11 protein-coding genes are annotated in these 12,848 nt (G+C 66.8%); 8 read left to right on the plus strand and 3 right to left on the minus strand.

Translation table 11 applies throughout. From position 1 onward, the window contains the following. The first annotated feature begins 82 nt into the window (after window positions 1-82). Window positions 83-985, plus strand: a complete 903-nt coding sequence (locus tag HBE64_RS02185) for a hypothetical protein (protein ID WP_167097358.1) — start codon at window positions 83-85, stop codon at window positions 983-985. Here HBE64_RS02185 and HBE64_RS02190 read toward each other — a convergent pair. Beyond that, window positions 982-1,842, minus strand: coding sequence for a MaoC family dehydratase (locus tag HBE64_RS02190; RefSeq protein WP_167097360.1), 861 nt, complete (start codon window positions 1,840-1,842; stop codon window positions 982-984). The two genes, HBE64_RS02185 and HBE64_RS02190, sit on opposite strands and share 4 nt — an antisense overlap. A gap of 1 nt (window position 1,843) precedes the next feature. Continuing rightward, complete coding sequence (gene kstD / locus HBE64_RS02195; RefSeq protein ID WP_167097362.1) at window positions 1,844-3,526, minus strand: 3-oxosteroid 1-dehydrogenase; 1,683 nt, start codon at window positions 3,524-3,526, stop codon at window positions 1,844-1,846. Between the two features lie 154 nt (window positions 3,527-3,680). Between kstD and HBE64_RS02200 the strand changes: the two genes are divergently transcribed. Genes HBE64_RS02200 through HBE64_RS02215 form a run of 4 tightly spaced genes read left to right on the plus strand, consistent with a single transcriptional unit; the run spans window position 3,681 to window position 8,648 of the window. Continuing rightward, a complete protein-coding gene (locus HBE64_RS02200; protein WP_167097364.1) occupies window positions 3,681-4,466 on the plus strand; it encodes a 2-keto-4-pentenoate hydratase in 786 nt (261 codons plus the stop codon). Window positions 4,467-4,479: 13 nt separating this feature from the next. Beyond that, entirely contained in the window at window positions 4,480-5,421 is a 942-nt protein-coding gene (locus HBE64_RS02205) for an acetaldehyde dehydrogenase (acetylating) (protein WP_167097366.1), read from the plus strand. Continuing rightward, a complete protein-coding gene (dmpG, locus tag HBE64_RS02210) occupies window positions 5,418-6,509 on the plus strand; it encodes a 4-hydroxy-2-oxovalerate aldolase (protein WP_167097368.1) in 1,092 nt (363 codons plus the stop codon). The genes HBE64_RS02205 and dmpG overlap by 4 nt, the downstream gene beginning before the upstream one ends. Window positions 6,510-6,548: 39 nt before the next feature. Then, window positions 6,549-8,648, plus strand: coding sequence for a RecQ family ATP-dependent DNA helicase (locus tag HBE64_RS02215; RefSeq protein WP_167097370.1), 2,100 nt, complete (start codon window positions 6,549-6,551; stop codon window positions 8,646-8,648). Between the two features lie 8 nt (window positions 8,649-8,656). Here the strand turns inward: HBE64_RS02215 and HBE64_RS02220 are convergent, their stop codons facing one another. After that, window positions 8,657-9,568: an IclR family transcriptional regulator gene (locus HBE64_RS02220; RefSeq protein ID WP_167097372.1), complete on the minus strand. Its 912-nt coding sequence runs from the start codon at window positions 9,566-9,568 to the stop codon at window positions 8,657-8,659. 126 nt (window positions 9,569-9,694) lie between these two features. Here HBE64_RS02220 and HBE64_RS02225 point away from each other — a divergent pair, with 126 nt between their 5' ends. The 3 genes from HBE64_RS02225 (at window position 9,695) to HBE64_RS02235 (ending at window position 12,812) form a co-directional block, all read left to right on the plus strand. Continuing rightward, window positions 9,695-10,822 (plus strand): hypothetical protein, encoded by a 1,128-nt coding sequence (locus HBE64_RS02225; RefSeq protein WP_167097374.1) that lies wholly within the window; start codon window positions 9,695-9,697, stop codon window positions 10,820-10,822. A gap of 3 nt (window positions 10,823-10,825) precedes the next feature. Next, window positions 10,826-11,608, plus strand: a complete 783-nt coding sequence (locus tag HBE64_RS02230; protein ID WP_167097376.1) for an SDR family oxidoreductase — start codon at window positions 10,826-10,828, stop codon at window positions 11,606-11,608. 67 nt (window positions 11,609-11,675) lie between these two features. Further along, window positions 11,676-12,812, plus strand: a complete 1,137-nt coding sequence (locus tag HBE64_RS02235) for a sulfotransferase (protein WP_167097378.1) — start codon at window positions 11,676-11,678, stop codon at window positions 12,810-12,812. Window positions 12,813-12,848 lie beyond the last annotated feature (36 nt).

Raw genomic sequence — 12,848 nt, forward strand, 5'->3', positions numbered from 1 at the left:
ACCTCACGGCGGTCTCGAGCCTGATTTTCCGCCGTCAGGTTACTGTCGTCGGGTTGTCGGACCGCCGCGGCACACTCCCGGCATGGAAGGACCATTCCTCGGCAGTGAGGCGCTGGTGGCTGGCCGGTTGACCCAACATCAATTGCGTACGAAGTTCGTCGCCGTTCATCAAGACGTCTACATCCCGGTCGGCACGGAGCTGACACCGTGGATACGTGCGAGAGCTTGTTGGCTTCGGTCTCGCCGGCGTGGCGTCCTCGTCGGCTTCTCGGCATCTGCCCTTCACGGGGCGAAGTGGATCAGTCGTGCTCGACCCGCCGAGATCAACGACACCAACCACAAGCGAACTCGCGGCGTGATCGCCCGCGGCGTGTACCTGGAGCCCGACGAGGTCTGCCAGAGGGCAGGCATGCCAGTCACCACACCTGAGCGCACGGCACTGGACCTGCTGTGCTGGTATCCGCCCGACACCGCGATACCGGCCGTCGACGCGCTGGCTCGCGCCACTCGGCTCAAAGTCGCTGACGTCGAGCTGCTCGCGCAGCGCTATCGCGGCCGGCGTGGCATCACGCAAGCTCGCGCCAGTCTGCAGCTCGTGGATCCGGGTGCCGAGTCACCCCGAGAAACGGCATTGCGCCTGTTGATCATTCGAGCAGGCTTACCGCGACCAGAAACCCAGATCCGGGTGTACAACGAGTACGGCGTCCTCATCGCCGAGGTGGACATGGGCTACGAGCACCTCAAGATCGCCTTCGAATATGAAGGTGACCACCATCGGACTGATCGTCGGCAGTTCAACAAGGACATCCGCCGTCACGACACACTCATCGGACTCGGCTGGATCGTCATCCGCATCACCGCCGAGGACACCGACGGCAGCATCATCCGTTGGGCAGAACTTGCACTGGCTCGCCGACAGCAACCTCCCGGCGGTCTCGAGCCTGATTTTCCGCCATCAGGTTACTGTCGACGGGAAGGGGACTAGGCCGGGACGAACTCAACGTCGGAAAGCGCCACGGCGTCATCGCGAGACGGAACGGTGACCACACCGACGAAGCGGCCGTCCTCTTTCCAGATGCTGGCCTTGATGGTCTCGCCCGGGAACACCACACCGGCGAAGCGCGCCCCGTAGGTCTTCACCTGGGTGGCGTCGCCGTCGACTAGTGTGTCGACCAGCGCCTTGCAGGTCATGCCGTAGGTGCACAGCCCGTGCAGGATCGGTCGCGGAAAGCCTGCGGCAGCAGCGAATTCGGGATCGGAGTGTAGCGGATTACGGTCGCCGCACATCCGGTAGAGCAGCGCCTGCTGCGGTGACACCGGGATCGAGATCTCGTAGTCCGGTGCGCGATCCGGTGCAGCCACCGAGGTCGACGGGCCGCGCTCACCGCCGAAACCGCCCTCGCCGCGAGCGAAGATCGACCGCTTGGTGGTCCACAGCAGGTTGCCCGCGGGATCGGTCACCGTCATCTCGCTGACGATGACCGCTGCCTTGCCCTTGTCCCAGATCTCGGTGAACTTCTGCACCGACCGCCCGGTGCCGCTCGGCGGAATCGGCGCCGCCACGGTGACGGACTCGCTGGCGTGCAGCACCTTGCTCAGCTCGATGTCGATCCCGGGGAACTTCACCTTCGGCGCCTCGGTCATGTGGAAGCTTGCCGCCACACTGCTGAACGTCGGCAGCACCTGCGGGGTGCGGTCGGTCAGATAACGCAGCTCGCGCGGGTCCATCGGGTCGGAACCCGCACCCAGGCCGAGGTGGTAGAGCTGCACGTCGCTGCTCGTCCAGGAGAACTCGATGGGGTCCAGCTCGGCGCCGAGCGCCACGTCGAGATCGATTGGCATGTCAGCCCTTCCCGGCTATGTCGAGTGCGGCCAGGTAGCCGAAGGTCATCGCGGGGCCGATGGTGCCACCCGGGCCGGGATAGGTGTGACCCATCACCGGCGAGCTGACATTACCGGCCGCGTACAGGCCTTCGATGACCGAGCCGTCGTCGCGCAGGGCGCGGCCGTTGACGTCGGTGCGGACTCCGCCCTTGGTGCCGAGATCACCGGGCACCAGCTTCGCCGCGTAGAACGGTCCGTGCTTGATCTCGCCCAGGTTCGGGTTGGGCTTGTTGGTGGGATCGCCGTAGTACTTGTCGTAGGCACTCTCGCCACGACGGAAGTCCTCGTCGACACCGGTGCGGGCGAACCCGTTGAACCGCTCGACCGTCGCCGCGAACGAATCGGCGGGAAGTCCGGTCTTCTCCGCGAGCTCGGCCAGGCTGTCGGCCTTGACGATCACACCGGATTCCATCCACTTCTTCGGAATGCGCTGTCCGGGCTGCAATCCGGCGAAGATGTACCGGTCGCGGTACTGCTGGTCGAAGACCAGCCAGGCCGGGATGTTCTCGCCCGGGCCGTTGCCCTGGCCGTACTGGCCGCCGTACATGTGGTGGCAGGCCTCGACGTACGGCATCGACTCGTTCATGAATCGCTTACCCGACATGTTGACGATGATCGAGCCGGGGGAGTTGCGCTCGGACAGCGCGAACCACGGCGCTCCGACCAGCGGCACCGTCGGTCCCCACCACGCGTCCTCCATCAATTCCAGTGCTGCACCGAGCTTTTCGGCGGCCACGATGCCGTCGCCGGTGTTGGCCACCGCCCCGACCGTCCACTCGGTGGTGATCGGTGCACGCTGGTACTTGATGCGCATCTGCTCGTTGTGCTCGAAGCCGCCCGAACCGAGGATCACGCCGCGACGGGCCCGGATCAGTTGCGGGTCAGCCGCTTCCGGCCCGGTGGTGTCGCGGACGTACACACCGCGCACCACGCCGTCCTCCACGTAGAGGTCGGTGAGCGCGGTATTCAGCAGCACCGGCACCCCGGCCTCACGCAGACCGATGCGCAGCGGCGCGATCAGTGCGCGGCCCATGCCCACCAGGTTCTTGCCCCGGGCGTTGGCCCATACGGTGCGCGCGCCCACCTTCAGGCTGCGCAGCACACCGCGGGGGTGACGCTTGAGCTGGTTGAGCCGCATGTAGTCCTGCTGCATCACAACGACGTTCAGCGGCACCTTGCCGTAAGCCGGCTCCAGGAACTTCTCGTCGGGTCCGAGCTTCTTGGCGTCGAACGGCTTCGGTTCGACCGAGCGGCCGCCGGGGCGCCCGCCGGGAGTCTCGGGGTAGTAGTCCGAGTAGCCCGGCACCCAGCACATCTTCAGCGGCGTGTGCTTGAGCACGAACGAGAGCATCTCCGGCCCGCGCTCGAGATAGGTGTCGATTCGTTCGGGTTCGACCACGTCACCGACGAGGGTGTGCAGATAGGTGCGCGCGGCCTCTTTGGTGTCGGTGACGCCGTCGCGCTTGAGGATCTCGTTGTTGGGAATCCAGACGCCACCACCCGACCGGGCGGTGGATCCACCGAAGTGCGGCGCCTTCTCGACGACGACCGCCGATAGTCCCTGGTGAGCGGCGGTGAGCGCGGCGACCATACCCGCGGCGCCGCTACCGACGACGACGACGTCGAACTCCTGAGCTGTCATACTAGAACACGTTATAGAATTGCCCCGTCCTGGCGCTACTGACCCCACCTATCCGATCAGCGGAACGCTTACACCAGGGGGTGTCGGACAGCACTAGAATCAGCCGCACCGGGCGCCGTTCGCCCCGGTCACACCGACGAGGGGACTCCGGGTAATGCTGAGCGTTGCGACGCGAGAAGAGCTTGCGGCCGAACTGGCCGAGGCCGAGCGCAGCCGTGTCCCGCTGACCCCGCTGACCGCCAATCACCCCGGCATCGACGTGGTCGACGCCTACGAGATCCAGCTCATCAACATCCGTCAGCGGGTCGCCGAGGGTGCCCGCGTGGTGGGCCACAAGGTGGGCCTGTCCTCGGAGGCGATGCAGAAGATGATGGGCGTCGACGAGCCCGACTACGGTCATCTCCTCGCCGACATGGAGGTCTTCGAGGACATCCCGGTTCCGGCCGGACGTTTCCTGTTCCCGCGCGTCGAGGTCGAGGTCGGGTTCATCCTCGCCGACGACCTGCCGGGCGCGGGGTGCACCGAGGACGACGTGCTGGCCGCGACCGCGGCGTTCGCCCCGTCCATCGAGCTGATCGACACCCGGATCAAGGACTGGAAGATCGCGTTGTGCGACACCATCGCCGACAACGCGTCGTCGGCAGGTTTCGTGCTCGGCAAGGAGCGGGTCTCGCCCAAGGACGTGGATATCAGAGCTATCCAGGCCGTCTTGACCCGCAACGGCGAGGTGGTGGCCGAGGGCCGCAGTGACGCCGTTCTCGGTAATCCGGTCACCGCCGTGGCCTGGCTGGCCCGCAAGGTCGACAGTTTTGGCGTCCGCCTCAAAGCCGGCGACATCGTGCTGCCGGGGTCGTGCACCAGGGCCATCGACGCCCGTCCCGGCGACCAGTTCGTCGCCGACTTCGCCGGTCTGGGCTCAGTCCGGCTGTCATTCGAGTAAGAGGAGCGTTCATATGGCCGCAACGGCCAAGAAGTCCGTCGCCATCGTCGGCTCGGGCAACATCAGCACCGACCTGCTCTACAAGCTGCTGCGCTCGGACTGGCTCGAGCCGCGCTGGATGATCGGCATCGACCCGGAAAGCGAGGGTCTGGCCCGCGCCCGCAAGCTGGGTCTGGAGACCAGCCATGAAGGCGTGGACTGGCTGCTCGCCCAGTCGGAGAAGCCGGATCTGGTGTTCGAGGCGACCAGCGCCTACGTGCACAAGGCCGCCGCGCCGCGCTACGCCGAGGCCGGCATCCGGGCGATCGACCTGACCCCGGCCGCCGTCGGCCCCGGTGTCATCCCGCCGGCCAACCTGCGCGCGCACCTGGACGCACCCAACGTCAACATGGTCACCTGCGGTGGCCAGGCCACCATCCCGATGGTGTACGCCGTGAGCCGCGTCGTGGATGTGCCGTATGCCGAGATCGTCGCGTCGGTGTCGTCGGCCTCGGCCGGTCCGGGCACCCGCGCCAACATCGACGAGTTCACCAAGACGACCAGCGCCGGCGTCGAGGTCATCGGCGGTGCCAAACGCGGCAAGGCGATCATCATCCTCAACCCGGCCGATCCGCCGATGATCATGCGCGACACCATCTTCTGCGCGATCCCCGAGGATGCCGACCATGACGCCATCACCGCCTCCATCAAGGAGGTCGTGGCCGAGGTGCAGACCTACGTGCCCGGGTACCGGTTGCTCAACGAGCCGCAGTTCGACGAGCCGACCGTCTACAACGGGGGCAACCATCTCGTGACCACGTTCGTGGAGGTCGAGGGTGCCGGCGATTACCTGCCGCCGTATGCGGGAAATCTCGACATCATGACCGCCGCGGCCACCAAGGTCGGCGAGGAGATCGCCAAAGAGTTGGCCGGCGCGGGGTCACTGTCTTCATCGGCAACAGGAGCGCAAGCATGAGTGCACAGGTCTGGTTCGACGCCAGCTGGGATGTCCGGATGACGGACACCTCTCTGCGGGACGGCAGCCATCACAAGCGCCACCAGTTCACCAAGGACGAAGTCGGCGCCATCGTCGCCGCCCTGGACGCCGCAGGCGTGCCGGTGATCGAGGTGACCCACGGCGACGGGCTGGGTGGGTCCAGCTTCAACTACGGGTTCTCGAAGACCCCGGAGCAGGAGCTGATCAAGCTGGCCGCCGAGACGGCCAAGGAATCCAAGATCGCCTTCCTGATGCTGCCCGGCGTGGGCACCAAGGAAGACATCAAGGAAGCGCAGAACAATGGTGGCTCGATCTGCCGGATCGCTACCCACTGCACCGAAGCCGACGTGTCGATCCAGCACTTCGGGTTGGCCCGCGAGCTCGGCCTGGAGACCGTCGGGTTCCTGATGATGAGCCACACCATCTCACCGGAGAAGCTGGCCAAGCAGGCTCGGATCATGGCCGACGCCGGCTGCCAGTGCGTCTACGTGGTCGACTCGGCCGGTGCGCTGGTGCTCGAAGGCGTGGCCGATCGGGTGGCGGCTCTGGTCGCCGAACTGGGTGACGATGCCCAGGTCGGTTTCCACGGCCACGAGAACCTCGGCCTGGGGGTGGCCAACTCGGTGGAGGCGGTGCGCGCGGGCGCCAAGCAGATCGACGGCAGCTGCCGCCGGTTCGGCGCCGGTGCGGGCAATGCTCCGGTGGAAGCGTTGATCGGGGTGTTCGACAAGATCGGCGTCAAGACCGGTATCGACTTCTTCGAGATCGCCGACGCCGCCGAAGAGGTCGTCGCCCCCGCGATGCCGGCCGAGTGCCTGCTGGACCGCAACGCGCTGATCATGGGCTACTCGGGGGTGTACTCGAGCTTCCTCAAGCACGCCATCCGCCAGTCCGAGCGCTACGGCGTTCCCGCCCATCAGCTGCTGCACCGCGCCGGGCAGCGCAAGCTGATCGGCGGCCAGGAGGATCAGCTGATCGACATCGCGCTGGAGATCCAGCGCGAGCAGGCGGCCGGCGGGCAGGAGCGCAGCGACTCGGGGACTGCTTCAGCCGCGGCCAAGGGCTAGTCGAGAGCGCTGTCGGGCCCGCAGGGCACGATGGTGCCCATGACCCAGCCGGCGGCCACCCGCGAGCACGCCCAGGCCATCCTCGAACAGTTGGCCGGACCCGCCGCGGTCCTGCACGACGACCAGTGGACGGCCATCGAAGCGCTCGTGGTGCAGCGCCGCCAGGCGCTCGTCGTGCAGCGCACCGGGTGGGGCAAGTCGGCGGTGTACTTCATCGCCGCCAAGCTGCTGCGCGAGCGCGGTCATGGTGCGACCGTCATCGTCTCGCCTCTGCTGGCGTTGATGCGCAACCAGGTCGCCGCCGCCCAGCGCGCGGGCGTTCGCGCGGCCGCCATAAACTCCGGCAACGTCACCGAGTGGGATGACATTCACCAGCGGGTCAACGGCGGTCAGCTCGACGTCCTGCTGGTCAGTCCGGAACGCCTGAACAACCCGGAGTTCCGCGACACCGTTCTGCCGGCGCTGGCCGCCGACGCCGGACTGGTGGTGGTCGACGAGGCGCACTGCGTCTCGGACTGGGGTCACGACTTTCGCCCCGACTATCGGCGGATCCGGACGCTGATCGCCGAACTCGGTTCGGACGTACCGGTTTTGGCGACCACCGCCACCGCCAACGACCGGGTCGTCAACGACGTCGCAGCCCAGTTGGGGGTCGGCGGCCGGGACACGCTTGTACTGCGCGGGGGGCTCGACCGCGAGTCGCTGCGGCTGTCGGTAGTCCAGGCCGGCGGCGGTGCACAGCGCACAGCGTGGCTGGCCGAGCACCTCGATGCGCTGCCGGGTTCCGGGATCGTCTACACGCTGACCGTCGCCCAGGCGCACGACGTGGCGGCGCTGCTGCGCGAGCGCGGCCACGAGGTGGCCGCCTACACCGGGTCCACGGAAACCGCTGAGCGCGAACAGCTCGAGGCGGATCTGCTGGAGAACCGGGTCAAGGCCCTGATCGCCACCTCGGCGCTCGGGATGGGGTTCGACAAGCCGGATCTCGGCTTCGTCGTGCACCTCGGTGCGCCGTCCTCGCCGATCGCGTACTACCAGCAGGTCGGCCGCGCGGGCCGCTCGACGGACAGCGCCGAGGTGGTGCTGCTGCCGGGGCGTGAAGACCAGGATGTCTGGCGATACTTCGCATCGGTGGCATTTCCCTCGGAAGCCATGGTGCGCAATGTGATTGGTGCGCTGGAGCCCGACCGGCCACAGTCGACGCCGGCCTTGGAGCCGCTGGTGGATCTGGGCCGCACCCGGCTGGAGATGGTGTTGAAGGTGCTCGACGTCGACGGTGCGGTGCGACGGGTCAAAGGCGGGTGGGTAGGCACCGGCCAGCCATGGGACTACGACGAGGTGCGGTACCGCCAACTCGACGAGGCCCGCCGCCGCGAGCAGCAGGCCATGCTCGACTACCAGAGCACCGACGAATGCCGAATGACGTTCCTGCGCAGGCAACTCGACGACCCCGACCTCACCGATGGCGAGCGGTGCGGCCGCTGCGACAACTGTGCCGGCGCCCGGTTCACCGCTGCGGTGGACGACGGTGCCGCAGCGCTGACCGCAGAGCGGCTGATGCGCCCAGGCATAGAGATCACCCCACGCAAACAGTGGCCGTCAGGGCTCGGCAAGCTGGGCGTCACCCTCAGTGGCCGCATCGGTGACGGTCCCGCCCCGGGCCGGGCGATCGGGCGACTGACCGACCTGGGCTGGGGCCCGCGTCTGCGACGTCTGCTCGACGAACCTGACGGCGAAGTCCCACCGGAGGTGGTGCAGGCGGCGGTCAAGGTGCTCGCCGCCTGGAACTGGTCGACCCGACCGACCGCGGTGCTGGCGCTCGACTCGGACTCCCATCCGGTCCTGATCTCGTCGCTGGCGCGCGAGGTGGCCCGGCTCGGCAGGCTGACCGATCTCGGTGTGCTGCACTACGCCGCCGGTCGCCGCCCGGTCGCGGCGGCCAACTCCGCCTATCGTGTCGCTGCGCTGGAGGGATCGTGGTCGGCGCCGGACCCGTCGGCCATCGCTGCCGCGGGCGGGCCGGTGCTGCTGGTCGATGACCTCACCGACACCGGCTGGACGTTGACGATGGCGGCGCGGGTGGTCCGAGGGGCCGGCGCGCCCGCGGTGTTACCCCTCGTACTCGCGGCCACCAGCTGACAGCTAAGTCACCACGCGGGCTTCGACCCGCCAAGCTGCGCGGTGAGCGCGTCGGCGGCGGCGACCACACCCCGCGCGTGTTTGGTGATCTCGGTGTCGGTCAGCGCACGGCCGATCTGCAGGGATACCGTCATCGCTTGCCGGTGGTGTTGGTCGTAGACCGGTGCGGAGATGACGCTCACGTCGTGCCGCTGGCGCGGGCCCGACGTCTCGGGCTCCCCGCGCAGGTGCACCCGCTCGCCGATGTCGGAGATCAATTCGCCCAGCAGGGCCCGCAATTCGTCGGGCAGCGTGCTCGACATGCCGGCCATCAGCGCGTACAGGCGCCGCCCTGCCGGGGTGAGCCGCTCGACGAGATAGCCCGACGTGCGGCACTCGGCGATGACGCGTTCGAGCCGACGGCTGTCGGTGCGCAACGGAATGGTGGGTGTCTTGGCCAACCAGGCCCGCATCGCGTCGTCGTCCCACAGCACGAACATCAGGCCGACAGGCGGGGCGAACGGATAGCTCTGCCCGACACGCACTCCGACGTCGGAACCCGGCGGACCCACGAGCTCCAGCAGCGTGATCCGGTCGTCGACCACGCCGGCCAGTGCCGCCGTGGTGTTGAAGGCCCGGGACAGCCGGCCCAGTTCGGCGCGGGCCGCCGGATTGACCCGCATCGACTCCTGCGCGATCTGGCCCAGGGTGATCAGGCTGGGCCCCAGCCGGTAGGTCTTGTCCTTGGGGTCGCGCACCAGATAGCCGGCTTCGGTGAGCGTGGTGACGATGCCCAGGCAGGTCGGCTTCGACAGATCGAGCCGGCGGGCCAGCTGCGACAGTCCGAACTGATCGTGCGGGTGCTTGGCGAGGAAGTCGAGGATCGTCACCACGCGCTGTGTCGGGGGAGAGGAGCGCCCGGACGACTCACCGTTGACCATTGCAGAATCGTACCTCTATGTTACAGATATGGACCGCTAAGCAGGTTGACTCCGATTAGAACACGTTCTACTGTCGGTTCAGCAGACGTACCGGTGTGGTCGAATATTGAAACGCGAGGGCAGTAGATGTATACCCAACCGCTGGCGGAGGCCATCGCCGAGGCCGAGCGCCTCGTCACGGAAGCACACTTCATCGAGAGCGAAGCCGACCTCCTCGAGGGTCTGCAGTATCTGGCCGGCTGCATCGCGGCCTGCACGCACGTCGCCTTCGACTACGACCGCGACCATCCCTTCCTGCACTCCGGCACCGGCCCGTTCACCAAGATGGGCCTGGACAATCCCGACACCATGTACTTCGGCACCCGCGTGGTGGCCGGCAAGGAATACGTCGTGACCGGCACGCGCGGCACCACCACCGACGTCAGCTTCCAGCTGCTCGGGGGCGAGTACACCGACAAAGTCGTCCCCGACAGCGAGACCGCGTTCGACGACCGCAAGCTCGACATCGCGTCCGACGGCACCTTCGAGTGGCGATTCACCCCGGATACCAACGCGCAGCTGGTGATTCGCGAGGTCTACAACGACTGGGCCGCCCAACGCGGCAGCTTCGCGATCGCCCGTACCGACACCGCAGGCACGGCGCCGCCGCCACTGACCAAAGAGCTGATCGAAAAGCGTTATGCCACCGCGGGTAAGCAGCTGGTTCAGCGCGTCAAGACCTGGCTGCAGTTCCCGAAATGGTTCTACGACAACCTGCCGGTCAATACGCTGACGGCCCCGCGGCTCACCCCCGGCGGGCTGGCCACCCAGTATTCGTCGGTGGGCCACTACGACATCACGTCAGACCAGGCGCTGATCCTCACCCTGCCGGTCTCCGATGCGCCCTACCTCGGGTTCCAGCTCGGCAGCCTGTGGTACATCTCGCTGGACTACATCAATCACCAGACCTCGCTCAACGGCACTCAGGCGCAGGCTGATCCGGACGGCAAGATCCGTATCGTCGTATCCGACCGCAGCCCCGGCGTGACCAACTGGGTCGAGACACTCGGCCACGACAAGGGCTACCTGCAGTTCCGCTGGCAGCGCGTTTCGCGCGAGCTGACCGCGGCCGACGGTCCCACCCTGGAGCTGGTCGACCTCGACGACGTGGCGGGCAAACTGCCCTACTACGAACACAACAAGATCTCCGACGAAGGCTGGCGGGAGCGAATCGCCCTGCGCCAGAAACTCATTGGTAACAGGATGGTGGGATAGGTCATGGCGGGCTTGCTGGAGAACAAAGTCGTGGTCATCAGCGGGGTGGGTCCCGCGCTGGGTACCACGCTGGCACGCCGATGTGCCGAGGCCGGCGCGGACCTGGTCCTGGCGGCGCGCACCGTCGGAAGGCTTGACGACGTCGCCAAGGAGATCACCGGGCTCGGCCGTCGCGCGTTGTCGGTCGGCACCGACATCACCGACCCCGAGCAGGTGGACAACCTGGTCAAGCAGACCCTGGACACCTACGGCCGAGTCGACGTACTGGTCAACAATGCGTTCAAGGTCCCGTCGATGAAGCCGTTCGCCAACACCACCTTCGAGCACATCCGCGAGACTTTGGAGCTCACCGTGCTCGGTGCGCTGCGGATGATCCAGGGCTTCACCCCGGCGCTGACCGAAGCCAAAGGCTCGGTGGTCAACGTCAACTCGATGGTCGTGCGCCATTCGGACCCCAAGCAGGGCGCCTACAAGATGGCCAAGGCGGCGTTGCTGGCCATGTCGGAGTCGCTGGCCAGTGAGCTCGGCGAGCGGGGTATTCGGGTGAATTCGGTTCTGCCCGGCTATATCTGGGGTGGCACATTGCAGAGCTACTTCGAACATCAAGCCGGCAAGTACGGCACCACGGTGGACGAGATCTACAAGGCCGCCGCGGTCAACAGTGATCTCAAGCGGCTGCCCACCGAGGACGAGGTCGCCTCGGCAATCCTGTTCATGGCCAGCGATCTGTCCAACGGCATCACCGGCCAGACCCTCGACGTCAACTGCGGGGAGTATCACAACTGATGGTGGGAGTGAGTGAGGATCGCAGCGAGGCACGAGCGAGGACCGGAGCGATCGAGGTGGAAAAACGATGAGTGATTTCCTGAGCGCCGAGAGCCTGCTCGCCTCGGCAACCAAGGCCACCGGGCTCGACGACTTCGGCACTGACGACGACAACTACCAAGAAGCGTTGGGCGTGCTGCTGGATTCGTTCCGCAGCGAGGCCGACCTCACCGAGCTCGGCAGCAAGATGCACCGGTTCTTCGTGCGCAATGCGCTGGTGGCCAGGCTCCTCTCCGAGGCGGCCTTCAAGCAGTATCCGCAGCACGCGGACGTCCGGATCGAACGGCCGATCTTCGTCACCGGCCTGCCGCGCACCGGGACCACCGCCCTGCACCGACTGCTGTGCGGAGACCCCCGTCACCAGGGGCTGGAGTTGTGGCTGGCGGAGTTCCCCCAGCCCCGTCCGCCACGCGAAACCTGGCCGCAGAACCCGGTTTTCGCCGAGCTCGACGCCCGGTTCAAGAAGGCGCACGACGAGAACCCCGACTACACGGGCCTGCACTACATGACCGCCGACGAGGTCGAGGAATGCTGGCAGCTGCTGCGGCAGTCGGTGCACTCGGTGTCCTACGAGACGCTGGCCCACGTGCCGAGCTACGCGCACTGGCTGGCCCGGCAGGACTGGACCAAGCCCTACCTTCGGCATCGCAAGAACCTGCAGTTGATCGGCCTCAATGAGCCCGAGAAGCGTTGGGTGCTCAAGAATCCCAGTCATCTGTTCGCCCTCGACGCGGTGTTCGCCGCCTACCCCGATGCGCTGATCCTGCAGTGCCATCGGCCCGCCGAGACGATCTTGGCCTCGATGTGTTCGCTGGCCCAGCACACCACCGGAGGCTGGTCGAACACGTTCTCCGGCGACGTCATCGGTGCCGACGCGCTGGAGACGTGGTCGCGTGGGCTGGAGCGGTTCAACGCCGTACGCCGTGAACATGACGAGGCGCAATTCTTCGACGTCGACTACTTCGCGTTGATCCGCGACCCGATCGGGACAGTCGAGAACATCTACTCGCACTTCGGTATCGAGATGACCGACGATGCGCGCGCGGCGATCCAGGCCACCGACGAGGAGAGCAAGCAGGGGCCGCGGGCGCCCAAGCACACCTACTCGCTGGCCGACTATGGGCTGACCGAGGACCAGGTCAAGGAACGCTTCAAGGGGCTGTAGTCAGGTCCGAGATCGACGAAATGGTGCGGTCTTCTC

This window comes from Mycobacterium sp. DL592 (assembly GCF_011694515.1).
Lineage (GTDB): Bacteria > Actinomycetota > Actinomycetes > Mycobacteriales > Mycobacteriaceae > Mycobacterium.